The following is a 22803-nucleotide window of genomic DNA, read 5'->3' as shown; positions in this document are numbered from 1 at the left end:
CAACTCCAACCCCGGACTCACTTCCCGAACCAACCCCGGCCCAACATCCGATCGCCCTCGCCCTAGCCCTCGAATGATCAATTTCATTCCACACTGAACTCATCGTCACTACCGATTCAACTTCGTTGACCGGATTTCCACTGAAATCGGGGGCCGAAGTACCGTTGAAAACCGGGTCCGGAATTCCACTGAAGTCCGGACCCGGCTCCCACGGGTTCCAGGGCCGGAGTTCCACTGAAGTCCGACCCCAAACTTCCACTGAAATCCGGGGTGGGAGTTCCACTGAAATCTGGTCAGTGGGGGTGGGGGTAGCGGGTGTGGAGTAGGCCTTGGCACCAGGTTCGGTTGGCTTCGATGCTGATGCGGGTGGTGCGGGCGATCCTCAGGTGGAGCGGGAGGTCGGCCTGGGTGAGCGGGGTGCCGGTGTCGTCGGTGAGCAGCGGTGCTCGGTCGTCGTCGCGGAGGTCGAGACGTTGGCGGAGACGGCGGAGCGCCGTGGTGTCCGGGAGGTCGGCGAGGGTGAGGTCGGTCAGTTCTTCGTGGGTGCGGCCCGATTTGAGCAGGATTCCGGCGAGGCGCTCCTGCTCGGCCGCGTGGGCCTTGCGCAGGAACACCGCGCGGAGCTCCTCGAGCTCACCGGCGGCGAGGCCGGGGAACGCCGAGTCGAAGCCCTCCCCCGCCGCGACGCCGGCGTTGATCTCCTCGGCCGCGAAGTGGTCGATCAGGCGGACCGCCACGCGGCCGACACCGGGCAACGAGCTCAGCGCGTCGTGGGCGTCGGCGACCATCAGGTAGGCGAAGTTCGGCGCGCAGAAGTAGGTCGGCAGCCGCAGGTCGACCTCCACCCCGTCTCCGCCCACCTCGCACCGGGCGACGAACCCGAGCTCGGTGATCGGCCGGTCCAGCTCCGGATCGACCACCGAGTCCAGGGCACGCACCACGGCCTCGGTGTCCACAGTGGAGGCCGTGGTCATCGGGCCACCGCCTCCCGCGCGGACGGGATCTGCACCGGCACCTCGATGTCGTAGAGCTTGGCCATGTTCAGCCCCAGGACCTTGCGCTTGATGTCCGGGGTGAGCACGCCGTACTCGGACTGCATGTCCTCCGGGATCTGGAAGTCCACGAACTTCTCGATCAGCCACTTCGGCGTCCAGATCGCGTAGTCGCTGGCGAAGGTCAGCCGGTTCTCGTCCAGCCAGTACAGCAACTCACCGATGATCTGGGCGAAGTAGCGCGGCCGGGAGTGGATGAAGGGCATCGCCACCGCCAGACCGCCGTAGACGTTGGGCTCCTGCGTGGCGATCCAGCAGAAGTCCTCCAGCCGAGGCAGCCCGCAGTGCTCGACGATGAAGTTCAGCTCCGGGAACTCGGTGGCCGCGTCGTCGACGTCGGCGACGTCGAAGGCATCCCGGTTGAGCGGGTAGATCGTCGGCCCCTTGTGCACGTGGATGTTGCGGATTCCCAGCTCCTGGCACTTGTCCAGGTACCGGTAGGACCACGGGTCGGAGAGCTTCCAGCCCTTGGAGGCGCCCTTCCACTCGGCGGTGTAGAGCTTCACGCCGCGCAGGTTCCAGCGCTCCGCCTGCCGCTCCAGCGCGGTCAGCCCCTCGTCCTCGTCGCGCGGGTCCCAGCTGCCGTTGACGATGAACCGCTCCGGGTACTTCTCGGCGAGCGTCCCGTCCCGTTCGGTGGTGTTGAAGCCGTTGACGAAGAAGTCGGTGAGGTAGGTCGGTTGGAAGATGGCCTTGTCGACGTAACCGACCTCGAACAGGTCGTGCAGCACGTCCTGCTCGCTCTGCAGCTGGAAGTGCTCCAGCGACCACTTGTGCTCCTCCGGGCTGAGGTTGGAGTGGTAGTCGTAGAAGCAGTTGAGGAACCCGGTGCCGTAGCGGTTGGCCTGGTTGGCGGGCGTGCCATCCCAGAAGTGGATGTGCCCGTCCACGATGAAGTACTGCTCGTCGCCCTTGACGTACATGTCCGCGTCCTTCCTATGGCACCAGAATCGCTCGACCACCGGGAATGCGGCCGGCGTCGAGATCGGCGAGCGCGTCCAGCGCCTCGTCCAGCCCGTACTTGCGCGTGCGCAGCGAGACCTGGCCCCGCGCGGTCAGCGCCATCAGCTCGTCGAGGTCGTTGTAGGAGCCGACGAGGTTGCCGATCACGTTGATCTCGCGGGAGATCACGTCGATGGTCGGGATGTCGACCTTCCCGCCGTAGCCGATGACGAAGTAGGAGCCCGCCTGCCTGGTCAGCGCCACGCCCTCGGCCTCGGTACCGCCTTCACCGACGAAGTCGAGCACCACGTGGGCGCCCTGACCTCCGGTGATCTCCAACGCGGTGTCGACCTGCGAGCCGTCGGCGAGCACGGCGTGGTGGGCCCCGAGCTGCGTCGCGAGGTCCAGCGCCTCCTGCGATCGGTCGATGACGGTGATCTCGGCGGGCGTCATGGCCAGCAACGACTGCAGGCCGATGTGGCCGAGCCCGCCCGCGCCGATGAGGATCACGTGGGTTCCCGCGTGCAGCAGCGGCACGGCCTTGCGCACCGCGTGGTAGGCCGTGAGCCCCGCATCGGCCAGGGCCGCGACGTCGGCGGGTTCCAGACCGTCGTTCAGGCGCACCACCGAGCGGGCGTTCGTGAGCATCAGCTCGGCCATGCCGCCGTCGGCGTTGATGCCGGGGAAGCTGGAGTTCTCGCAGTGCACGTCGTCGCCAGAGCGGCAGGCTCGGCAGAGCCCGCAGGTCACCAGCGGGTGCAGGATGACGCGGTCACCGGGAGCGGTGTTGCTGACCGCCGAGCCGACCTCGCGGACCGTTCCGGCGTTCTCGTGGCCGATGACGTAGGGCAGCGCGACGCCGCTCTTGTCCTTCCACTGGCCTTCGATGATGTGCAGGTCGGTCCGGCAGACCCCGGCGGCGTTGATCTCCACCAGCACGTCCCAGGGACCGGTGACCTCGGGGTCCGGGACCGATTCGACGACAGGCTTCTGCTCGTACTCGTGCACTCGTACCGCTCGCACCACCGACCACCTCCGGCTCGACCAGGACGGGTCCGTCCCAGGTTGCGCCGAAGCGGCCATGACCGCCCGTCGGGCCGGGCCGTCTGACTCGGTCAAGTCGGGCGATCAGCGATGCCGCCCGAGGTGGATGCGCTCGCCGCGCGGAGCGGTTCAGGCGTCGACCCAGCCGTGGCGGACGGCGATCTGGGTGAGCTTCTGGCGGACCTGCAGGATCTGCTCGGCGGTCATCGTCGGCGCCGAGGTCAGCAGCGCTTCAGTGATGGTCTCGTGGAACTCCTTCGCCGAGAGCACGTCGAAGAGCTCCTCCTCCGGCGGCTGCTCGCCGGGCGCGCCGGACTGGCGCAGGATCTGGACGTTGGAGGCCTTGGGGCCGCGGTCGCTGTCCTCGGGGTCGAACTCGACGACCACACCGGGAGCGACCAGCCGCTTGTCGAAGGTGAGGTCGTTGACGTGGATGAAGACGTCCTCGCCACCGCCGTCGGGTGCCACGAACCCGTATCCGCGCACCTCGTCGAACCGGACGACCTTGCCCGTGACCATCTGCCGCACCCCACCTTCACCCCGTACCCGCACCGCAGGTCAGGCACTCTACCTGCGGTCACATCGGCGGGGCGAACCCAGTGGCGGTGCGGACCCCGGCACTACCGGCGCGGCATCGGGATGTCGGTGTCGGGCCGGCTGCGCTCCTTGGGACCGTGCTCGATGAAGTCCGCGGCGAACTTGATCCCCGCCTGGTACGCCTCCACCCGGGCACGGCCGATCTCGGCCTCGATCGTCTCCGGGTGCAGCTCTTCCGCCAGTGAACGCATCTCCGCCAACCGACTGCGTGTCTCCTCATCCATCGTGTGCGCCATCCTTCCGCGTGAACATCTCCGGAGATCCTCACTGGTTTTCACGTTCTTCGCACGGCCGACGGACAGGCTAGTCGCGAGCCCCGGGCGATCCCGATCAGGTGAAGACCGCCCTCCGTTAGCCCCGCCACGACCCGGGGTCACCGGTGACGATCAGCGGATAAGATCCGCCGGGCAGCAGGCGGCAACGGCGCGGAGGTGGCATGAGCAGCGGGGAACTGCGACTGGAAGTCGATCAGAACGTGGCCCGGATCACGATCGACAACGCCGGCAAGCGCAACGCGATGAACGCCGCCATGTGGCGCCGGCTGCCCGAACTGCTCGCCGAGGCCGCCGCCGACTCCGAGGTCCGGGTCGTGGTGCTCACCGGTGCCGGAGACGCGTTCTGCGCCGGCGCCGACATCTCCGAGCTGCACGAGATCGAGGGCCCCGAGGGCAGCGCCACCGAACCGGCGGAGCGGGCGCTGCTGGAGTGCCCGCTGCCGACGATCGCACTGATCAACGGCCTGTGCATCGGCGGTGGCTGCCAGCTGGCGGCGGCCTGCGATCTGCGCATCGCCGCCGAGTCCGCCGCCTTCGGCATCACCCCGGCCAAGCTCGGCGTGGTGTACCCGCCTTCGAGCATCGCGCGGCTGACCGACCTGGTCGGACCGTCGGCGGCAAAGTTGCTGCTGTTCTCCGCGGACTTCTTCAACGCGCCCCGCGCCCTGGCCATGCGACTCGTCGACGAGGTCGTGACCGACCCGGCGGAGCGGGTGGCCGAGCTGGCCGGGACCATCGCGGGACGTTCCCAGCTGAGCGTGCGGGCGGCCAAGGAGCTGGTGGACCTGGCCGGGCGCGGCAAGCCGATGGCCGAGCGGGCCGAGCACTGGCACGACGTCGCGGTCAAGACGGGAGAGACCGCCGAGGGCGTCGGCGCGTTCCTCGAACGCCGGATGCCGGTTTTCCCGTTCGCCTAGAGACACTTCGCGTCCGGGCACGTCATCACGCAGTTCGATCCTCTGCGGACGGTGAAGCGGAACCACCGGTTACCGCGCGCTACACGCACTGTTCATCGTTTTCGCGATGATCAGTCCACGCGCGCCGATCTACCGTCGCGGTACCCGAGAGCACGAGCACTTCCACCGCGCACCGGAGGAAAAACCGTGGAACGTCGCACCTTCCTGCGCGCCGCCGTCACCGGCGGTGCCGCTGTCGCGTTCGGCTTCAGCGTGACCCGCGAGGCCATCGCCTACCCGGCGCAGACCGGCCCCAGCCCGTACGGCCCGCTGCAGGCCGCCGACGCCCACGGCCTCGAACTGCCCGCGAACTTCACCAGCCGGGTGCTCGCCCACACCGGCGAGACCGTCGCCGGGACCGGCCACATCTGGCACGGAGCACCGGACGGCGGCGCCTGCTTCGCCGACGGGGACGGCTGGATCTACGTGTCCAACTCCGAGCTCCCGCTGGGCACCGGCGGCGTCAGCGCGCTGCGCTTCGACGCCGCGGCCACCATCACCGGCGCCTACCCGATCCTGACCGGCACGACGCAGAACTGCTCGGGTGGCGCGACCCCGTGGAACACCTGGCTGTCCTGCGAGGAGACCGACCGCGGCTACGTCTTCGAGACCGACCCGTGGGGCGGCGAAGCGGTCCGCCGCGACGCGATGGGCCGGTTCAAGCACGAGGCCGCTGCCGCCGACCCGGACCGCCAGGTCGTCTACCTGACCGAGGACGAGTCCGACGGCAACTTCTACCGCTTCGTGCCGACCACCTGGGGCGACATGTCGGCCGGCACGCTGCAGGTGCTCGCCGGGGCCGATGACGCGCTGACCTGGGTCGACGTGCCGGACCCGACGGGTACCACGGTCCGCACCCGCCACCAGGTCGACACCGCGCGCGTCTTCGACGGCGGCGAGGGCGCCTACTACCGCAACGGCACCTGCTTCTTCACCACCAAGGGCGACAACCGCGTCTGGGCCTACGACGCGGTGGCCAACGCGCTCAACGTCGCCTACGACGACGACCTCACCCAGGACGGTCCGCTGACCGGCGTCGACAACATCACCGGCACCGCGACCGGAGACCTCTACGTCGCCGAGGACGGCGGCAACATGGAGATCTGCATCATCACGCCCGACGACGTGGTGGCGCCGTTCCTGCGGGTGGTCGGCCAGGACGAGTCCGAGCTGTGCGGCGTAGCGTTCAACCCGGCGGGCGACCGGCTGTACTTCTCCTCGCAGCGCGGACCGGCAGGCAGCAGCGCCGACGGCTACACCTACGAGATCACCGGCCCGTTCCGGAAGTGATCCTCACCTGGCGTCCAGGGCCCGGCGGCTGGCCGAGATGACCTTGGTGAGGGCCACGTGGAGCTCTTCGAGCTCGGAGAGCTCCACGCCCAGGGTCTCGACGATCTTGTAGGGGATCTTCTCGGCTTCGGCGCGCAGCCGCGCGCCCTCCTCGGTCAGCGCGACCTCCAGCCTGCGCTCGTCGCTGCGGCTGCGGGTGCGCAGCACGTAGCCCACCGATTCCAGGCGCTTGAGCAGCGGCGACAGCGTAGCCGCGTCGGCGTGCAGCACGTCGCAGAGGTCGGTGACCGAGCGCGGCGAGCGCTCCCAGAGCGCCAGCATCACCAGGTACTGCGGGTGCGTGAGGTTCATCGGCGCCAGCAGGGGCCGGTACAGCGAGATGACGTTGCGGGAGGCGACCGACAGCGCGAAGCACACCTGGCGGTCGAGGGCGAGCGGGTCCTCGCCCAGGTCGGGAGTCTGCACGGGGTCAGCTTACTCACCTTCCGCTACGCGCTAATAGTTAGTGTGCTAAATATCGGGGTGTGAGCCAACACCCCGAAGCCCGCCTCGTGCGACCGAATCCGCTGCTGTGGGTCTGGTACGCCTTCGGCGGCCGCCTGCCCGCACGGCACCGCGAGTGGGTGCTCCACGACGTCACCTGCCGGACCTGGGTGCTGCGGCACACCGCGCGCAGCCTCGTCCAGATCTCCCCCGGGCTGCTGTTCCTGCTGCTCCCGGGCCCGCTGTGGATCCGGGCTATGTCGGTGCTCGGCGGCGTCATCCTCGCGCTGTGGTACTCGCTGTCCTACATGGAGCACACCTGCGAGTACCGGCTGCACAAGCACGGCTTCCCCATCGGCACCGGCCGGGCGACGCGCGAAGCCGCCCACGCCGAAGCCCGCGCGAAGCGCGCCTCCCGCTACGACGAGATCTACCGGAACAACGGCTGAGCGCTCGTGCGCCCGGGTGAGGCCGGTGGCAATCCCGGTTGCCGCGGTGGCAAGGTGGGTGGGTGGACGCGGAATTCGGGCAAGCGCTGGACGCCGTCGGGCCGAGGTTGCGGGCGCTGAGACGGCAGCGGGAAACGACCCTCGCGGACCTCTCGAACGCCACCGGGATCTCGGTGAGCACCCTGTCGAGGCTGGAGTCCGGCTCGCGCAAACCGACCCTCGAACTGCTGCTGCCGCTGGCCAAGGCGCACGGGGTCACGCTCGACGAGCTCGTCGACGCCCCGCCCACCGGCGACCCGCGGGTGCACATGCGGCCGGTCGAGCGGGGCGGCCTGACGATGCTGCCGCTCACCCGGCGCGCGGGCGGCATCCAGGCGTACAAGCTGATCCTCCCGGCGGGGAGCGGCCGCAACGAGCCCGATCCGCAGACCCACGAGGGCTACGAGTGGCTCTACGTCCTCAACGGCCGTCTGCGCATGGTGCTCGGCGAGCACGACCTGGTGCTCTCCCCCGGCGAGGCCGCCGAGTTCGACACCCGGGTCCCGCACTGGTTCGGCGCCGCCGACGACCAGGCCGTGGAGTTCTTGAGCCTGTTCGGCAAGCAGGGCGAACGAGCCCACCTCCGCGCCCGCCCGAAGCAGGATCCCGACGGCCAGGGGTCGTGATCTCCCACCTGCGCGCTCACCCGATCTTCCTCGCCGAGTTAGGTTGAGCGCTGACGGCTGAGGTTCGAGGAGGAGTATCGATGGGCAAGCCAACGCCGGTAGCGGTGGTCACCGGGGCGAGCAGCGGGATCGGCGCCGCCAGCGCCAAGGCCCTGGCCGAGGCGGGCTTCGAGGTGGTGCTCGGTGCGCGCCGGCTGGACCGGTTGCAGGAGATCGCCGACTCCATCGGCGGCCGGGCGCTGGAGCTCGACGTCACCGACCAGTCCTCGGTGGACGCGTTCACCGACGCCGTCGAGCGTTGCGACCTGCTGGTGAACAACGCGGGCGGCGCGGTCGGCTCCGAGACCATCCTGGACGCCAAGGACGAGGACTGGCAGTGGATGTACGAGACCAACGTGATGGGCACCCTGCGGGTGACCCGCGCGCTGCTGCCGAAGCTGCTGGAGTCCGGTGATGGGCAGGTCATCAACATCGGATCGGTCGCGGGCCGCGAGCCCTACGCCACCGGCGGCGGCTACAACGCGGCCAAGCACGCGGTCGCGGCGCTGACGCGCGTGCTGCGGCTGGAGATGTTCGGCCAGCCGGTCCGGGTGTGCGAGATCGACCCCGGCCTGGTCCAGACGGACTTCAGCCTGGTCCGCTTCCGCGGCGACCAGGAGAAGGCCGACGCCGTCTACCAGGGCACCAACCCGCTCACCGCGGAGGACGTCGCCGAGACCGTCTCGTGGGTGGCGACCCGTCCCCCGCACGTCAACGTCGACCAGATCCTGCTGCTGGCGCGCGACCAGACCTCGGCGCGCGTGATCCACCGCTCGGAGTGACCGCCCCCGGGGCTGGGCGCCGCGCGTTCAGCCCCGGGGGCGGTCGGCCCAGGCCATGACGTCGGCCGGGGTGGCGTTGCCGCCGCAGACGACGAGTCCGAGCTTGACGTCCTCTCGCTCGGCGATGATCCGGCGGGCCGCCGGGAGCAGGCAGCCGGCGGCCGGTTCGGCCCACAGCTTCGCGTGCCCGGCGAGGTCCAGAACGCCCTGCACCGCTTCGGAATCGGGCACCACCAGCACGTCTTCGACCATCTCGCGAACGTGCTGGTAGGTCAGTTCGGAGACGGCCGGGGCGCTCAGGGTCGACACGATCGAGGACAGCTCGACGGCCACCGGGCCGCCCGCCGCCAGCGCCGCCGACATCGCCTCGGCCCCCTCGGTTTCCACGCCCCAGATCCGCACGCCGGGGCGCTTCGCGCGCAGCGCGGTGGCCACGCCCGAGATGAGACCGCCACCCCCGATGCTGACCAGCACATCGGTGAGTTCGCCCGCGTCCTCGGCGAATTCGAGCCCGACCGTGCCCTGCGCAGCGATCACCGCGGGGTCGTCGAAGGGGTGCACCAGGGTGCTGCCCTCGGCCCGGAGCTGGTCGGTGAGCGCGAACGCCCCGGCCATGTCGTCGGCCAGGCGGACCGTCGCCCCGGCGGACTCGGCCACCTCCACGGCCCGCTCCGGCGCGGAGCGCGGCATCACGACGGTCGCCTTGACGTGCAGGGCACCGGCCATCACCGCCAGGCCGATGCCGTGGTTGCCGCCGCTGACCGCGACCACACCGGCCGCGCGCTCGGCCTCGGTCAGCGACAGCAGCTTGGCCACCGCGCCGCGAGCCTTGAACGACCCGGTGCGCTGCAACAGCTCCAGCTTCGCGGTCACCGGTGCGCCGAGCAGTTCCGATAGCCCCGGACTGGTCACCGTCGGCGTGCGCACCACGTGCCCTTCGATGGCCTCCGCAGCGGCTTCGACGTCCTCGATCCCGATCACAACGCGCCTCCCCAGCACTCCTACCTCCGCACGGTAGTCACCCGCGCGCGACGACCCGCGATCGGGCCGGACGAGTCCATTGTGGACGTCGAGGCGTCGCGGCGGCTTCGGCCTCGTGCGCTCACCTGCGTCCGCGGCCTCACTCCGGGCGGAAGTACGGGATGATCTCGTGCTCCGGTTCCGGGCCCGAGGGTTCGAAGGCGACCCGGACCCGGAGGTCGCTGAGGTCGGCGTCCGGGTCGACCTCGGCCAGCCGGGTCCACCACCAGGGGCCCTCGTCGAGCTCGACGATGCCGACGACGAGCCGGAACGTGCCGCCGTCGGGGAGCTTGTGGTGCACCGCGCTCCAGGACACCACCCGGCCGGTTCCGCTCGCGGCGACCTGCTCGACGTCGTCGTCCGGGGCGATCGGGGTGTGCGGGCTCAGGTACTCGCCGGTGTCGCGGCGGCGGGGAAGGCGGAGTTCGCCGAGGCGGGTTCCGTCGAAGAACTCCGCGCTGGCGTGGTCTCTGGCGACCGGGACGAGGGCCATGGAACCTCTTTCAGGCGGACAGCACCAGGGTGCTGTGGTGGGAGAAGATGCCGCCGTTGCCCGACACCAGCACCAGCTCGTGATCGGGGACCTGGCGGGCGCCCGCCTGACCGCGGGCCTGGATGATCGCCTCCGACAGCGGCGTCATGCCCCACATGTAGTAGGAGGACAGCTGCCCGCCGCCGGTGTTGACCGGCAGCGATCCGCCGGGACCGAGCACGCCGGGGGTCGAGACGAACTCGCCGCCCTCGCCCTTGGCGCAGAAGCCGTAGTCCTCCAGGGTCAGCAGCACCGTGAAGGTGTAGCAGTCGTAGAGCTGGGCGATGTCGATGTCGGCCAGCGACACCCCGGCCATCCGCAGCGCCTGCGGGCCGGCCTGGGCCGCGCCGCTGACCAGTCCCAGGTCGTCGTCGCGGCGCAGCGAGCCGCCGGGGTGGGCCTGCGCCCAGCCCAGCACCGACACCGGTGGCTGTGCCAGCGAGGCGGCGCGGTCGCCGCGGGTGACGACGACGGCGATGCCGCCGTTGGACACCAGGCAGCAGTCCAGCAGGTGGAAGGGTTCGGCGACCAGCCTGGACTCCTGGTGGTCGGCGATGCCCATCGGCTCGCGGAACCGGGCCAGCGGGTTCATCGCGGCCCACTTGCGCTGCGCCACGGCGATCTCGCCGAGCTGCTTGCTGGTGGTCCCGTAGGCCTGCATGTGCCGTCGAGCCGCCAGCGCGTAGAACGAGTTGGGGCCGGTGAACCCGCTGCTGGCGACCATCCCGCCCCAGCCCGTCGGCGAATACCGGTCGGCCGCGTACGCCGCTCCGGTCGAGGCACCCTCGCGCAGCGGGGCGTCGGCGAACACGCAGACCACGGTGTCGGCCATGCCCGCCTCGACGGCCATCGCCGCGTGCTGGACCATCGCGCCGGCGGTGGAGCCGAACGACTGCATCTGGCTGAGCAGCCGCAGGTCCTCCAGCCCCAGGTCGTCCTGCAGGCTCAGGTCGACACCGCCCGCCAGGCCCGCCGAGACCAGCAAGCCGTCGACGTCGCCGAGCCGCAGCCCCGCATCGGCCACGGCCCGGCGAACCGCCTCGGCGGCGAACTGCTGCGCGGTGCGGCCGTAGACCTTGCCCATCTCGGTCATGCCGAGACCGGCGATCGCGGCCCTCCGGTGCGCAGGCAGGTCACTGCGACTGCTCATCTGCCCCCCTTGCGGAACTAGTTCGATCCGAAACTAAGTCAGGGCATGCAGTTTTGCAAACGCCTGCGGGCTCAGCTGAAGTAGCGGCGCGGGTTGTCCACCAGCATCGTCGTCAGCTGCTCCTCGGTGACGCCTGCTTCGCGCAGCGCCGGGAGCACCACGTCGTGGATGTGCGTGTAGTGCCAGTGCGGCAGGGCCTGCTCGATCACGCCCGTCGGGAACCAGGAGTTGTGGCAGGAGGCGTCGTGGGCCAGCACCATCCGATCAGCCAATCCGCCGCCCGCGAGCTCGGCGATGGTGGCCACCCGCTCGTCGGTGGGCAGCAGGGCGTCCAGCCCGAACCGGTCCATACCGATGTAGGAACCGTTGTCGATGAGCTCCCGCAGGTAGTCGGTGTCGGTGGTGTCGCCGCTGTGCCCGATCACGACCCGGCCGAGGTCGACTCCGCTGCGCCGCAACACCTCCTGGGCGACGAGGCCGGTGCGGTGGCCGGGGCTGGTGTGCACGGTGATCGGCGCACCGGTCTGCAGGTGGGCCTCGGCGACGGCGTTGAGCACGCGCTCCACGCCCGGGGTGAGCTCCTCCTCGATGGCGCACTTGAGGAACGCGGCCTTGATGCCGGTGCCCGCGATGCCCTCGGTGATGTCCTTGACGAACATCCGCACCATCACCTCATCACCGCCCAGCACGGTTCCGGGACCGTGCAGGCGGAAGAAGAACGGCACCGAGTCGTAGGTGTAGAGGCCGGTGGCGGTGATGATGTTGAGGTCGACCTCGGCGTTGATGCGCGCGACGCGCTCGACGTCGCGCCCGAGCCCGATCACCGTCGGGTCGACGATGGTGTCGACACCGCGCGAGGCCAGCTCGCGCAGGCGCTCGATCGCGTCGGCGACCCGCTCCTCCTCGTCCCAGAGCTCGGGGTAGTTGCGGCGGATCTCCTCGTTGAGCACGAAGACGTGCTCGTGCATGAGCACCGTGCCCAGTTGATCGACCGGAACCTGTCCGCGCACTGTCTCGACCATCTTCGTCCTCCTCGACGAACGGCGACGTGCCCGGCACCCTAGATGTTCGATCAGCTTGCGCGGACCCGTCCGCGGTGGGCATGTTGGAGCGGTGACCGTGGTCAACACCTTGGGCGCAGCGACGTTCCGCGACGAGGAGTTCCCCGCCGATCCCTACCCCGGTGCGCGTCCCGCCCACTCCTACCTGCACCTCGATGGAACCGGGTGGCGCCTGACGCCTGACTCCTCGCTGCCCTCGGGCTGGCGCGTGGGCACGGGCTGCCTCGACGAGTTCCTGACCGGTGCGGGTGCCGAGCCGCTGTCGGCCCGGTGGCCGGTGCTGGCCTACGGCTCCAACGCCTGCCCGAGCAAGATCACCTGGCTGCGTTCCGAGCTCGGTCTCCGCGGCCCTGTGGTGGTGCTGCGCGCCACCTGCACGGGCCTGTCCGCGGTGTGGGCCTCCGGGGTGCGCGCTCGCGACGGTCAGCGGCCGGCCGTGCTCGTCTCGGCTCCCGGCGTCGTCGAGCACCACGCGGTGTGGCTGGCCACCGCTGAGCAGCGGCGCGTCCTCGACGAGTGCGAGGGCCGCGGCGAGCGCTACCGGCTGGTGCGGTTGCACGGACCCGAGCACGTCGAGCTCGACACCGGTCCCGCCGCGAACGTGCTGGCCTACGGCGCGCTCGGCGAGATCCGCCGCCCGCTGCTGGTGGACGGCCGGTTCGTGCCCTGCAGCGCCCTCGGCCAGCACGAGGCGCGCGAGATCACCGGAACCCCGGCCGCCTCCGACGGGCTGACCTGCACCGAGATCGTCGGCGAACCCGCTCCCCCGGCCGCACCGCTCGGCGCCGACGAGCCCCGGTAGGTTTGTTCCGGGGAGGAATTCACATGTTGCCGACTGCGGAACTGCACATTCACATCGAGGGGACGCTCGAACCGGAGATGCTGGTCGAGCTGGCCCAGCGCAACGGGCTCGCGCTGCCGACCAGCGATCTCGACGAGCTCCGGGCGAAGTACGACTTCAGCGATCTGCAGTCGTTCCTGGACCTGTACTACGCGAACCTGCCGGTGCTGCGCACCGACCAGGACTTCTACGACCTGACCAGCGCCTACCTGGCGCGCGCTGACCGCGCCGGGGTGCGGCGGGCGGAGATCTTCTTCGACCCGCAGGTGCACCTGAGCAACGACGTGCCGATCGGCGCGGTGTTCGAGGGCATCACCGGAGCGCTGCGCGACTCCCCGGTGTCCACCGACCTCATCCTGTGCTTCCTGCGCGACCTGGGACCCGAGGCGGCGGCCGAGACGCTGCGGCTGGCGCTGCCCTACCGGGAGCGCTTCATCGGCGTGGGCCTGGACTCCGCCGAGGTCGGGCACCCGCCGGCACCGTTCGCCGAGGTCTACCAGCGCGCGGCGGCCGAGGGCCTGCACCGCGTCGCCCACGCGGGCGAGGAGGGCGGACCGGACTACGTGCGCGACGCCCTGGACGTCCTCGGCGTCGAGCGGATCGACCACGGCATCCGCGCGATGGAGGACCCGGAGCTGGTGGCGCGGCTGCGCGACGAGCAGATCCCGCTGACGGTCTGCCCGCTGTCCAATGTGGCCCTGCGGACCGTCGACAAGCTCTCCGACCACGTGCTGCCGGCGATGCTGGAAGCAGGTCTGCTGGCCTGCGTCAACAGCGACGACCCGGCGTACTTCGGCGGCTACGTCGACGACAACTTCGCAGCCCTGCGCAGCGAACTGGGTCTCACCGACGAGCAGCTGAAGACGCTGGCGCGCAACTCGTTCGACGCCTGCTTCGCCACCGACGAGCAGAAGGCGGCGTGGAAGGCCGAGATCGCCGACTGACGCCGTCCTCAGTGGACGCGTTTGGGACACCTCCGGTCGCGGGTACCTCACGGAGCGGTACCCGTGAACGGAGGTTCAACCATGGCTGACGAACTCAGCGGCCGCAAGGTCGCCATCCTGGCCACCGACGGCGTGGAGCAGGTCGAGCTGGAAGGCCCGCGCGAGGCGATCGAACGCGCGGGCGGGCAGGTCGAAGTGGTGTCGCCGCACGCCGGGGAGATCCAGGCGATGAACGGCGACATCGACAAGGGCGACCGCTTCCCGGTCGACCGCGAGGTCGCCCGGGTCTCGGTGACCGACTACGACGCGCTCGTGCTGCCGGGCGGCACCATCAACCCCGATCAGCTGCGCCGCGACGGGACCGCGGTGTCGTTCGTGCGCGACTTCGTCAACGCGGGCAAACCCGTGGGCGCCATCTGCCACGGCCCGTGGACGCTGGTCGAGGCCGATGTGGTGAAGGGACGGCAGCTGACGTCGTTCCCCAGCATCCGCACCGACATCCGCAACGCGGGAGGCGACGTCACCGACCAGCAGGTCGTCGTCGACGGCAATCTGGTGACCAGCCGCAACCCGGATGATCTGCCCGCTTTCCAGGACGCGGTGATCAAGGCGATCGCGTCGAGCTGACTAGGCGCGCTTGGCCGCGACGAGGCGCTCGATGATCCCGAGCTTGAACCGCTCGGCCTCCTGCACCTCGAAGCCCGCGGCGCGCAGGTGCTGCGAGGGGCGGCGGCGGAAGTGCTCGCCGCCCGTCGGCACCGTCACGATCTCGGCGGCGCGCTGGAGAAGCCGGACCGGCCACGCGGTGCTCACCACGTGATCGGCCAGCAGCAGCCGGCCGCCCGGGCGCAAGACCCGGTGCATCTCGGCGATCGCCTGCTCGTGGTCGGGGATGGCGCACAGCGAGAAGGTGCACACCACGGTGTCGAACGCGCCGTCGGGGAACTGCAACGTGCGCGCGTCGCCCTCCCGCAGTTCGACGTCGAGGCCGAGCGCGTCGCGGCGCTGCCGAGCCAGCCGCAGCATCGCGGGGCTCCACTCGATCCCGGTCAGGTGCGTGCCCGCCGGGTACAGCGGCAGGTTCAGACCGGTCCCGATGGCGACTTCCAGCACCTCACCGCGAACCCGGGAGCAGACCCACTGCCTGCTGTCGCCCGCCAGGTAGCGGTCGAAGCGGGCCATGACGCCGTCGTAAGAGGGCGCGGACTTGTCCCAGTGCCGCCGCAGCTTCTTCGCGCGATCGCCGTTCACGGTCGATAACGCTACCGGACCGAGAGGTCACGCATCGGTGGTTTCAGCGCCTCGGCGGACGGCGGCGTCCTGGGATCATCCGCTGCCGGGAGGGCCGGTTGTCCCCGACGTGCGCGGGGAAGGCACCGGTCTGGGCGGCGATCGGGGGCAGGTTCGTGCCCGTGCCGGTCGCCGGCGGCAGGTTCGTCCCGGTGCTCACCGGCCGCATGTTCGTTCCCGTGGTCGTGACCGGCCGCATGGTGGTGCCGGTCGCGGTCACCGGCCGCATGTTCGTCCCCGTCGCCGTCACCGGGTGCATGTTCGTGCCCGTGGCCGTCACCGGGCGCATGTGGGTGCCGGTGTTGCGGTTGATGTTGCGGATGCTGGAGGACACCATCACCAGGAACGCGAGCACGCCCGCCTCGTCGTAGCCCGGCATCCCCGGAGCGGGCGGGTTGAACTGGGCGTTGAGCACGTCGTTGGGCGTGAGGTGGTCGATGCCCCGCAGGGTCGCCTGGACCCGGTCCATGAACGCGTCGACCTCGGCCTTGTCCAGCGCGGAGCTCTGCGAGGTCGCCGGCTGCAGACCGCGGAACTGCTCGGACGGCGTCGCCGCAGGAGCGGCCTCGACGACCGGGGCCGGTTCGCGCGCGGGGCGCTTCGGCAACCGCTCTTCAGCGGGTTTCTCGCGGCGCTCGGCCGGCTTGCGCGCGGGTTCGGCTTCCTCCGCCGGGCGGGACTTGCGACGTTCGTCGGCGCGCACTTCGAGCTTCATCAGCGTCAGCGCGACCTTGTCCAGGAACTCGTCGACCTGGGCCTTCTTGTAGGCGCGACCGCCGCGCCGGCGCGGGCTGAACTTGGCGGTCAGCACGTCACGAGCGCTCACCAGCTGCTTGCCGCGCAGCGTCGCCTCGACCCGTCCGAGGAAGTGGTCCACCTCGGCCTCGTCGTATCCGCGTTCTTTGCGCCAAGCCCGGCCGAAGACGACATTCCGCACGTCATCAGGGGTGAGCATTTCTCCGGCCTCCACAGGGCGTCCGCATCATTCCTCTCGGACGCATACCCGGCGTGTCCCGCCAGGCCCCCGACCGCCCGTTGTGCGGGCTCAAGCTTGCCCAAACCCGTCCGCCAGATCAAGGCCCGAGCCAGCCCATTCCCGTTGAGCCGACCGAGGTAACCGCGCGACCCGGACTGCAACGGGCCCTCGTCCATTTCTTTCCAACCGCGCCATCCGTCGCCCGCCGACTGATGTGGTGATCGCGATCACCGGTGGAAGGAGTCGGATGGTGGCGAATCGGTCGGCGCGCCTTCGGGCGCTGGGGTCGTGTGCGGGTTGGCGGTGCTCGTCTCGCCGGTGCCCGCGGCCACCGCGCAGGACGGAGACATCGCTGTCGGGCCCGGGGTGAGCTACCGGCCGCTGGCACTGTCCACTTCGCACAGTCCCGTGCTGGGGCAGCTGGTGACGGTGGATCTGACCGATCCCAGGGCGGATCTCGGCCTGCTGCAACCGGGTTCGGTGTCGGCGAAGGACGAGATCGCCGATCAGGCCAACGGCGCCGGCGCCGTGGCGGGGATCAACGGCGACTTCTTCAACATCAGCGGGGAGCACCCCGGGGTGGTGCCGACGAGTGCGTCGGTGGGCCCCGAGATCCGCGGGGGTGACGCGCTGAAGGGAGCGGTCCCGCACGGTCAGCGGTTCGGCCCCGCACTGCCGGAAGGTGCCTCCAACGAGGACGTCTTCGCGCTGGGGATCGACCGCCGGGCTCGCATCTCACGACTGGCGGGGCCGACGGCCGCTCCCCCGTCAGCACCGGCCTCAACCTCCGGGAGACCGCCGACCTCATGGCCTCCTTGGGCGCCGCCGACGCGGTGAACCTCGACGGCGGCGGATCCACCACCATGGCCGTCAGAACGCCCGACACCCCGCACGCCACCGTCAGGAACGCGCCGTCCGACGGCGAACAACGCCAGGTGCCCAACGGAATCGGCGTCTTCAGCCGCTAGAGACACCCGATCCCGAGGGGGCGCTCGCCGAACGCCACCCTCGGGACCGGTCTGGTCAGGAAGCCGCTTCGGTGAGGGACTTCCGGTGGGTCTCCGGAGCCGTTCTCATCGCGACCGCCGCGATGAGCGCCCCGGCCGCGACCAGGACGGCCACGCTCCAGGACTGCCCGCCGGACCAGAGGATGAGGCTGGTGGCCAGCAGCGGCGTGAAGCCGCCCAGCAGGACGCTGCCCATCTGGTAGCCGATCGACAGCCCGCTGTAGCGGAGCTGCGGTTCGAACAGCTCGACGTAGAACGCCGCGATCGGGGCGAACACCGCAGCGTGCGGAACGGCCAGGGCGATCACCAGGGCCACCGCGATCAGCACCGGCGAGCGGGTGTCGACCAGCCAGAAGAACGGCCACGCGTACAGCGCCATGAACACCGCTCCGGCGATGAACACCGGCTTGCGCCCGATCCGGTCCGACAGCGCGCCCCACAGCGGCAGGGCGACGATGTTGATCGCCGCGGCCAGCATCACCCCGGTCAGGCCCGCCTGCTTGGGCAACCCCAGGTGCTCGGTGATGTAGGTCAGGATGAACACCGTGAACACGTAGTAGTTGCCGCCTTCGGCGAAGCGCACGCCCACCGCGATCAGGATCTCGCGGGGATGGGTGCGCAGCACCTCCACCAGCGGCCGCTTCGCGGGACGGCTCTCGGTGAAGGACTCGGGTTCGCTGATGCGGAACCGGATGTAGAGCCCGACCACCGCCAGCACGACGCTCAGCAGGAACGGGATCCGCCATCCCCACGCGGTCAGCTGCTGCTCGGGCAGCATCGAGACGATGCTGAACGCTCCGGTGCCCAGCAGGAGACCGGCCGAGACGCCGGTCTGCGGCCAGGCGCCGTAGGCGCCGCGGCGACCGTCCGGGGCGTGCTCGACGGCCATCAGCACCGCGCCGCCCCACTCACCACCGACGGCGAACCCCTGCACCAGCCGCAGCAGCACCAGCAGAGCGGGCGCCGCGAGGCCGATCTGCTGGTAGGTGGGCAGCAGACCGATGAGGGTCGTGGCACCGCCCATGAGCGTCAGCGTCATCACCAGCGTCGCCTTGCGGCCGAGCTTGTCGCCGTAGTGGCCCGCGACGAAGCCGCCCAGGGGCCGGGCGATGAAACCCGCGGCGAAGGTGCCGAAGGCCGCCAGCGTCCCGGCCGCCGGGGAGAGCTCGGTGAAGAAGAGCCGGTTGAAGATCAGCGCGGCAGCGGTGCCGTAGATGGTGAAGTCGTACCACTCGATGATGCTGCCGATGGTGCTGGAGACGAGCGTGCGCGACGCGGACCGGCTCGGGGCACGCGTCGTTGCGTTGACCGACATCGTCGGTGTGCCTTTCGGTTTCGCGTTCAGGGACGGGCCAGGGCGTTCGGAGCCCAGGGGAGGTCGGCCGTTCCGTGCTTGGCGGCTCGGACGTCTCCGGACCGGGCGTGGCCCTCGAAGAGCTCGACCCGCGCCGCCCGGCCGCAGACCTCGCCGAGGTGCGCGCTGGCCGCCGGGTCGGTGACCTCCTGGTAGGTGACGGTCTTGAGGTACTTGCCGACCCACAGACCACCGGTGTAGCGGGCGGCGCCTCGCGTCGGGAGCACGTGGTTGGTGCCGATCACCTTGTCGCCGTAGGACACGCAGGTCCCCTCCCCCAGGAACAGCGCGCCGTAGTTGCGCATCTTCTCCAGGGCTTCGCGGGGCTGTTCGGTGAGGATCTGCACGTGCTCGCTGGCGTAGGTGTCGGCCAACCGGTAGGCCTCGTCGAGGTCGGCGACGACGCGCACCTCGCCGTGGTCGCGCCAGGCCGGTTCGGCGTTGTCGCGGGTGGGCATCTCCGGCAGCAGCGCGTCGATGTGCTCGATGACCTCGCGCCCCAGCGATTCCGAGGTGGTGATGAGCACCGCGGGCGAGTCGGGTCCGTGCTCGGCCTGGCTGAGCAGGTCGACGGCGACGACGAACGGGTCGGCGCTGTCGTCGGCGACGACGAGCACCTCCGTCGGGCCGGCGAACAGGTCGATGCCGATCTCGCCGTAGAGCTGCCGCTTGGCCTCGGCGACGAAGGCGTTGCCCGGTCCGGCGAGCATGTCGACCGGCTCGATGGTCTCGGTTCCCAGCGCCATGCTGACCACGGCCTGCACCCCGCCGAGCAGGTAGATCTCGTCGGCACCGGCCAGGTGCATCGCGGCGACCGTCGCGTCGGGAACCTCGCCGCGGATCGGCGGCGTGCAGGCGATGACCCGCGGCACCCCGGCCGCCTTGGCGGTCAGGATCGTCATGTGCGCCGAGGCCAGCAGCGGGTAGCGCCCGCCCGGCACGTAGGCGCCGGCGGCCGCGACCGGGATGTGCTTGTGCCCCAGGTGCACGCCCGGCAGCGTCTCGACCTCGATCTCCCGCATCGATTCCAGCTGCTTCTCGGCGAAACCGCGCACCTGCTCCTGGACGAACTCGATGTCGGCGATCACCTGCTCGGGCACCCTGGCCATGATCTCGCTGATCTGCGCGCGGGAGAGCCGGAACGCCTCCGGCTCCCACTTGTCGAAGCGGGCCGAGTGCTCCCGCACGGCCTCGTCACCGCGCGCGCGGATGTCGGCGATGATCGCGGCGACCTTCTCCTGCACGTCGGGCAGCGAGGTCGTGGTGGCGGCCGAGGTCTGCTCGGCCCGCTTCAGCGCGAACGTCATGAATCCCTCCCAGGATGTTTACGTACACACAGACCATAGAGCGCGCGGATGTTTACGTAAACCCCGTAGGATGGGCTTCCTCGATGCAGAATGCGAAGGAGGTGCCCGGTGGTCACCAGCCGGGACGTGGCACGGCTGGCAGGCGTGTCCCAGATGACCGTGTCCCGCGTCCTGCAGGACAACGGCAAGGTCGCCCCGCAGACCCGCGAACGCGTCCTGGCCGCGATGCGGGAGGCCGGCTACCGGCCGCACGCCGCCGCGCGCACGATGCGCACCCGCCGCACCGCGACGGTCGGCGTCGTCGTCGCCGACATCACCAACCCCTTCTACCCGCAGCTGCTGGAAGCCGTCGCCGAGGCCCTCGACGCGGCCGGTCAGCGCATGGTGCTGTGGAACGGTCCGGACGGTTCGGGCGCGCTGGAATCCCTCGACGAGGGAACGGTGGACGGGCTGATCTTCACCACCGTGACCGAGGCGACGCCGCAGCTGAGCGACGCGGTCGCTCGCGCCGAGCCGATCGTGCTGCTGCACCGCGGGCTCGACGAGCTCGACTGCGACCAGGTCACCACCGACAACGCCGCCGGCGGACGTGCGGTCGCCGACTACCTGGTGGCCACCGGTCACACCCGCATCGGCTTCCTGCGCGGACCCGAACTGCCGAGCACCGCCCGGCACCGAGAGCGCGGGTTCCGCGAACGCCTCGCCGAGCTCGGCCACCCGCTGTCCGAAGACCTCAGCGCGCCAGGCGGTTTCGCGCACGACGTCGCCCGCTCGGCGATGCGCGACCTGCTCGACCGGACCAACCCGCCGACGGCGGTGTTCTGCGCCAACGACCTGACCGCGCTGGGAGCCGTGGACGGCGCGGTGTCGCTGGGCCGACGGGTCCCGGAGGACGTGTGGGTGATCGGCTACGACGACATCGCGCTGACCGCCTGGGACTCCTACGACATCACCACGGTCCGCCAGCCGATCGCGGAGATGGCGCGCGCGGCGGTCGCGCGGCTGCTGGAGCGCATCGGCGACCGCGACTTGCCGACCCGCAGGGACTGCTTCCCCAGCGAGCTGCTCGTGCGCCGCTCGACCGCGCACACCGCACGTCCGGCGCACTAGCCGAGCTCCCGACCACCGCGAGCTGCGCCTGGCCTGCGGCGCCGCTCTGCTGAACCTGCGGTTGGCGCTCGAACACTCCGGGGTCCGCCCGGTGATCGACCCGCCTTCCCCGCTGGCACCACCGACCGCGCTGGCCGAGGTCCGCAGCGGCGGACGCACCACCCAGAACCCCGCCGAACGCGCGCTGTACGAGGCGATTCCGCGGCGGCGCAACAATCGCCGACCGTTCCAGGAGACCCCCGTCCCGACCGCTGACCGCCACGCGCTGGTCACCGCAGCCCAGCGGGAGCAGGGCCGGCTGCACGTGCTCGCCAGGACCGAGCTCGACCCCTTCGCCGAACTGGTGCACCGAGCGCACCGCGCGCAGATGGACGACGAGCGCTTCCGCGCCGAGATGGACCACTGGACGGGCCGGGAGCGCGACGCCAGCGAGGGGGTCCCGGCCGCAGCCTCCGGTCCGTTGCCGGAGCCCCAGGACCTGTGGGTGGTGCGGGACTTCTCAGGCGGGCGGGCTCCCACGCGGGTTGCCGGCAAGGACTTCGAGCGCGAGCCGTTGCTGACCGTGCTGTGCTCGCAGCACGACAGCCGCACCGACGACGTGCGGGCCGGTCAGGCCCTGCAACGGGTGCTGCTGACCGCGTGCGCCCACGGCTTGTCCTCCTCGGTGCTCTCTCAGGTCCCGGAGGTCGCGGAGACCCGCGAAGAACTGCGCCGGATGCTCGGCGGTTCGCTGCACCCGCAGGCGGTGCTGCGCTTCGGCTACGGCTCCCCCACTCCGGAGACACGTCGCCGGGAACCCGAGGACCTGCTGCTGGAATAGATCAACTCGGGCGTCGGTGCACATCGGCTCCGATTTCGGGCACCATGGGCCACCGGGCTGCACGAGGAGGTGCGCATGGCGAAGCTGATCTACTCCGCGATCGGTTCGCTCGACGGCTACCTGAACGACGCCGAGGGGCGCTACGACTGGGCCGTTCCCAGCGACGAGGTGTTCGCGTTCATCAACGACCGGGAACGCGACGCGGGCACCTACCTCTACGGGCGACGCATGTACGAGGAGATGATCGCTTGGGAGACAGGCGATTTCACCGCCGAAGGACCGCTGATGGAGGACTTCGCGCACCTGTGGCGCAAGGCGGAGAAGGTCGTCTTCTCGCGCACCCTGGCCGGTGTCTTGACGACGCGAACCCGGTTGATGCGGGAGTTCGACCCGGATTCGGTCCGGCGCCTCAAGGAGACCTGCGCGGAGGACCTGCTGATCGGTGGCGCGGTGCTGGGCGGCCAGGCGCTGGACGCGGGCCTGGTGGACGAGGTGCAGATCTACACCGCGCCGGTGCTGGTGGGCGGCGGCACCCGGATCTTCCCGTCGAAGACCCGGATGCCGCTGAACCTCTTGGAGCACAGGCGTTTTGACGGAGGCATGACCTTCCACCGCTACGCCTGCGCGGGACACGGCCAGCCGTGAGCCTCCCGGGAGTGGTGGGAGACCGGGAGACTCACGGCTGGTTGCTCAGTAGCGGTAGTGCTCGGGCTTGTAGGGGCCCTCGACGTCGACGCCGATGTAGGCGGCCTGTTCCTTGGTCAGCTTGGTCAGCTTCACACCCAGAGCGTCCAGGTGCAGACGCGCGACCTTCTCA

27 protein-coding genes and 1 pseudogene are annotated in these 22803 nt (G+C 70.4%); 13 read left to right on the top strand and 15 right to left on the bottom strand.

Features of this window, described 5'->3' with window-relative positions:
* Positions 1–293: 293 nt before the first annotated feature.
* The 5 genes from E1181_RS28345 to E1181_RS28325 form a co-directional block, all read right to left on the bottom strand.
* Complete coding sequence (locus E1181_RS28345; RefSeq protein WP_132679483.1) at positions 294–974, bottom strand: iron-sulfur cluster assembly protein; 681 nt, start codon at positions 972–974, stop codon at positions 294–296.
* Positions 971–1975, bottom strand: coding sequence for an amidohydrolase family protein (locus E1181_RS28340; protein WP_132679482.1), 1005 nt, complete (start codon positions 1973–1975; stop codon positions 971–973). Before E1181_RS28340 ends, E1181_RS28345 begins: the two co-directional genes overlap by 4 nt.
* A gap of 13 nt (positions 1976–1988) precedes the next feature.
* Positions 1989–3017, bottom strand: a complete 1029-nt coding sequence (locus E1181_RS28335) for an NAD(P)-dependent alcohol dehydrogenase (protein WP_132679481.1) — start codon at positions 3015–3017, stop codon at positions 1989–1991.
* Positions 3018–3167: 150 nt separating this feature from the next.
* Positions 3168–3557 (bottom strand): cold-shock protein, encoded by a 390-nt coding sequence (locus tag E1181_RS28330; protein WP_132679480.1) that lies wholly within the window; start codon positions 3555–3557, stop codon positions 3168–3170.
* Positions 3558–3658: 101 nt separating this feature from the next.
* On the bottom strand, positions 3659–3859 hold the full coding sequence (locus E1181_RS28325) for a hypothetical protein (protein ID WP_132679479.1): 201 nt from the start codon (positions 3857–3859) through the stop codon (positions 3659–3661).
* Between the two features lie 212 nt (positions 3860–4071).
* On the opposite strand from E1181_RS28325, the gene E1181_RS28320 reads away from it, so the two are divergent.
* Both E1181_RS28320 and E1181_RS28315 read left to right on the top strand, forming a co-directional pair.
* Positions 4072–4827, top strand: coding sequence for an enoyl-CoA hydratase/isomerase family protein (locus E1181_RS28320; protein WP_132679478.1), 756 nt, complete (start codon positions 4072–4074; stop codon positions 4825–4827).
* Positions 4828–5013: 186 nt separating this feature from the next.
* Complete coding sequence (locus tag E1181_RS28315; RefSeq protein ID WP_132679477.1) at positions 5014–6156, top strand: alkaline phosphatase PhoX; 1143 nt, start codon at positions 5014–5016, stop codon at positions 6154–6156.
* Between the two features lie 3 nt (positions 6157–6159).
* Here the strand turns inward: E1181_RS28315 and E1181_RS28310 are convergent, their stop codons facing one another.
* Positions 6160–6621 carry a MarR family winged helix-turn-helix transcriptional regulator gene (locus tag E1181_RS28310; RefSeq protein ID WP_132679476.1) on the bottom strand — a complete coding sequence of 154 codons (462 nt, stop codon included), beginning with the start codon at positions 6619–6621 and terminating at the stop codon, positions 6160–6162.
* A 59-nt stretch (positions 6622–6680) separates the two neighbouring features.
* Here E1181_RS28310 and E1181_RS28305 point away from each other — a divergent pair, with 59 nt between their 5' ends.
* From E1181_RS28305 to E1181_RS28295, 3 genes are all read left to right on the top strand, one after another.
* Positions 6681–7088 carry a DUF5313 family protein gene (locus tag E1181_RS28305; RefSeq protein WP_132679475.1) on the top strand — a complete coding sequence of 136 codons (408 nt, stop codon included), beginning with the start codon at positions 6681–6683 and terminating at the stop codon, positions 7086–7088.
* 62 nt (positions 7089–7150) lie between these two features.
* Positions 7151–7753 carry a helix-turn-helix domain-containing protein gene (locus E1181_RS28300; RefSeq protein WP_132679474.1) on the top strand — a complete coding sequence of 201 codons (603 nt, stop codon included), beginning with the start codon at positions 7151–7153 and terminating at the stop codon, positions 7751–7753.
* Between the two features lie 80 nt (positions 7754–7833).
* Entirely contained in the window at positions 7834–8574 is a 741-nt protein-coding gene (locus E1181_RS28295; RefSeq protein ID WP_132679473.1) for an SDR family NAD(P)-dependent oxidoreductase, read from the top strand.
* A 27-nt stretch (positions 8575–8601) separates the two neighbouring features.
* Here the strand turns inward: E1181_RS28295 and E1181_RS28290 are convergent, their stop codons facing one another.
* The 4 genes from E1181_RS28290 to E1181_RS28275 all read right to left on the bottom strand — a co-directional run bounded on the left by E1181_RS28290 (position 8602) and on the right by E1181_RS28275 (position 12298).
* Entirely contained in the window at positions 8602–9555 is a 954-nt protein-coding gene (locus E1181_RS28290) for a pyridoxal-phosphate dependent enzyme (protein WP_132679472.1), read from the bottom strand.
* Between the two features lie 139 nt (positions 9556–9694).
* Positions 9695–10087: a Zn-ribbon domain-containing OB-fold protein gene (locus tag E1181_RS28285; RefSeq protein WP_132679471.1), complete on the bottom strand. Its 393-nt coding sequence runs from the start codon at positions 10085–10087 to the stop codon at positions 9695–9697.
* A 10-nt stretch (positions 10088–10097) separates the two neighbouring features.
* The gene (locus E1181_RS28280; protein ID WP_132679470.1) at positions 10098–11276 is read right to left on the bottom strand and encodes a thiolase family protein; all 1179 of its coding nucleotides are present in this window, start codon (positions 11274–11276) and stop codon (positions 10098–10100) included.
* A 71-nt stretch (positions 11277–11347) separates the two neighbouring features.
* Positions 11348–12298: a phosphotriesterase family protein gene (locus E1181_RS28275; RefSeq protein ID WP_132679469.1), complete on the bottom strand. Its 951-nt coding sequence runs from the start codon at positions 12296–12298 to the stop codon at positions 11348–11350.
* Positions 12299–12389: 91 nt separating this feature from the next.
* Between E1181_RS28275 and E1181_RS28270 the strand changes: the two genes are divergently transcribed.
* From E1181_RS28270 to E1181_RS28260, 3 genes are all read left to right on the top strand, one after another.
* Positions 12390–13139 carry a gamma-glutamylcyclotransferase gene (locus tag E1181_RS28270; protein ID WP_235877110.1) on the top strand — a complete coding sequence of 250 codons (750 nt, stop codon included), beginning with the start codon at positions 12390–12392 and terminating at the stop codon, positions 13137–13139.
* 23 nt (positions 13140–13162) lie between these two features.
* Positions 13163–14122 carry an adenosine deaminase gene (locus tag E1181_RS28265; protein WP_132679468.1) on the top strand — a complete coding sequence of 320 codons (960 nt, stop codon included), beginning with the start codon at positions 13163–13165 and terminating at the stop codon, positions 14120–14122.
* An 81-nt stretch (positions 14123–14203) separates the two neighbouring features.
* Complete coding sequence (locus E1181_RS28260; RefSeq protein WP_132679467.1) at positions 14204–14749, top strand: type 1 glutamine amidotransferase domain-containing protein; 546 nt, start codon at positions 14204–14206, stop codon at positions 14747–14749.
* Here E1181_RS28260 and E1181_RS28255 read toward each other — a convergent pair whose 3' ends face one another.
* A complete protein-coding gene (locus E1181_RS28255) occupies positions 14750–15373 on the bottom strand; it encodes a class I SAM-dependent methyltransferase (protein ID WP_235877109.1) in 624 nt (207 codons plus the stop codon).
* A gap of 43 nt (positions 15374–15416) precedes the next feature.
* Positions 15417–16367 (bottom strand): DivIVA domain-containing protein, encoded by a 951-nt coding sequence (locus E1181_RS28250; protein ID WP_132679466.1) that lies wholly within the window; start codon positions 16365–16367, stop codon positions 15417–15419.
* 309 nt (positions 16368–16676) lie between these two features.
* On the opposite strand from E1181_RS28250, the gene E1181_RS28245 reads away from it, so the two are divergent.
* On the top strand, positions 16677–17225 hold the full coding sequence (locus E1181_RS28245; protein WP_207922357.1) for a hypothetical protein: 549 nt from the start codon (positions 16677–16679) through the stop codon (positions 17223–17225).
* Entirely contained in the window at positions 17195–17356 is a 162-nt protein-coding gene (locus E1181_RS31900; protein WP_235877108.1) for a phosphodiester glycosidase family protein, read from the top strand. Before E1181_RS28245 ends, E1181_RS31900 begins: the two co-directional genes overlap by 31 nt.
* Positions 17357–17411: 55 nt before the next feature.
* Here the strand turns inward: E1181_RS31900 and E1181_RS28240 are convergent, their stop codons facing one another.
* Positions 17412–18710, bottom strand: a complete 1299-nt coding sequence (locus tag E1181_RS28240) for an MFS transporter (RefSeq protein WP_132679465.1) — start codon at positions 18708–18710, stop codon at positions 17412–17414.
* A 26-nt stretch (positions 18711–18736) separates the two neighbouring features.
* The gene (gene hisD / locus E1181_RS28235; RefSeq protein WP_132679464.1) at positions 18737–20056 is read right to left on the bottom strand and encodes a histidinol dehydrogenase; all 1320 of its coding nucleotides are present in this window, start codon (positions 20054–20056) and stop codon (positions 18737–18739) included.
* Between the two features lie 108 nt (positions 20057–20164).
* Between hisD and E1181_RS28230 the strand changes: the two genes are divergently transcribed.
* The 3 genes and pseudogenes from E1181_RS28230 to E1181_RS28220 all read left to right on the top strand — a co-directional run bounded on the left by E1181_RS28230 (position 20165) and on the right by E1181_RS28220 (position 22631).
* Positions 20165–21166, top strand: a complete 1002-nt coding sequence (locus E1181_RS28230; RefSeq protein WP_132679463.1) for a LacI family DNA-binding transcriptional regulator — start codon at positions 20165–20167, stop codon at positions 21164–21166.
* Between the two features lie 19 nt (positions 21167–21185).
* Positions 21186–21986 (top strand): annotated as a pseudogene (locus E1181_RS28225) (Acg family FMN-binding oxidoreductase); the annotation flags it as partial.
* Positions 21987–22061: 75 nt separating this feature from the next.
* On the top strand, positions 22062–22631 hold the full coding sequence (locus E1181_RS28220; protein WP_132679461.1) for a dihydrofolate reductase family protein: 570 nt from the start codon (positions 22062–22064) through the stop codon (positions 22629–22631).
* A gap of 45 nt (positions 22632–22676) precedes the next feature.
* Here E1181_RS28220 and E1181_RS28215 read toward each other — a convergent pair.
* Positions 22677–22803 (bottom strand): adenosylhomocysteinase (locus E1181_RS28215; protein ID WP_132624608.1); only part of this gene is annotated, 127 nt, incomplete at its 5' end.

The organism is Saccharopolyspora terrae, assembly GCF_004348435.1.
Classification (GTDB): Bacteria; Actinomycetota; Actinomycetes; order Mycobacteriales; family Pseudonocardiaceae; genus Saccharopolyspora; species Saccharopolyspora endophytica.
Note: the sequence above shows the minus strand (reverse complement) of the source record. Positions and strands in the feature narration are given on the sequence as shown.

Bases quoted from the DNA above. Each gene is read 5' to 3' on its own strand.
- E1181_RS28345 (WP_132679483.1), bottom strand. From the start codon at position 974: ATGACCACGGCCTCCACTGTGGACACCGAGGCCGTGGTGCGTGCCCTG.
- E1181_RS28340 (WP_132679482.1), bottom strand. From the start codon at position 1,975: ATGTACGTCAAGGGCGACGAGCAGTACTTCATCGTGGACGGGCACATC.
- E1181_RS28330 (WP_132679480.1), bottom strand. From the start codon at position 3,557: ATGGTCACGGGCAAGGTCGTCCGGTTCGACGAGGTGCGCGGATACGGG.
- E1181_RS28325 (WP_132679479.1), bottom strand. From the start codon at position 3,859: ATGGATGAGGAGACACGCAGTCGGTTGGCGGAGATGCGTTCACTGGCG.
- E1181_RS28320 (WP_132679478.1), top strand. From the start codon at position 4,072: ATGAGCAGCGGGGAACTGCGACTGGAAGTCGATCAGAACGTGGCCCGG.
- E1181_RS28295 (WP_132679473.1), top strand. From the start codon at position 7,834: ATGGGCAAGCCAACGCCGGTAGCGGTGGTCACCGGGGCGAGCAGCGGG.
- E1181_RS28285 (WP_132679471.1), bottom strand. From the start codon at position 10,087: ATGGCCCTCGTCCCGGTCGCCAGAGACCACGCCAGCGCGGAGTTCTTC.
- E1181_RS28280 (WP_132679470.1), bottom strand. From the start codon at position 11,276: ATGAGCAGTCGCAGTGACCTGCCTGCGCACCGGAGGGCCGCGATCGCC.
- E1181_RS28275 (WP_132679469.1), bottom strand. From the start codon at position 12,298: ATGGTCGAGACAGTGCGCGGACAGGTTCCGGTCGATCAACTGGGCACG.
- E1181_RS28265 (WP_132679468.1), top strand. From the start codon at position 13,163: ATGTTGCCGACTGCGGAACTGCACATTCACATCGAGGGGACGCTCGAA.
- E1181_RS28260 (WP_132679467.1), top strand. From the start codon at position 14,204: ATGGCTGACGAACTCAGCGGCCGCAAGGTCGCCATCCTGGCCACCGAC.
- E1181_RS28250 (WP_132679466.1), bottom strand. From the start codon at position 16,367: ATGCTCACCCCTGATGACGTGCGGAATGTCGTCTTCGGCCGGGCTTGG.
- E1181_RS31900 (WP_235877108.1), top strand. From the start codon at position 17,195: ATGGCCTCCTTGGGCGCCGCCGACGCGGTGAACCTCGACGGCGGCGGA.
- E1181_RS28240 (WP_132679465.1), bottom strand. From the start codon at position 18,710: ATGTCGGTCAACGCAACGACGCGTGCCCCGAGCCGGTCCGCGTCGCGC.
- hisD (WP_132679464.1), bottom strand. From the start codon at position 20,056: ATGACGTTCGCGCTGAAGCGGGCCGAGCAGACCTCGGCCGCCACCACG.
- E1181_RS28220 (WP_132679461.1), top strand. From the start codon at position 22,062: ATGGCGAAGCTGATCTACTCCGCGATCGGTTCGCTCGACGGCTACCTG.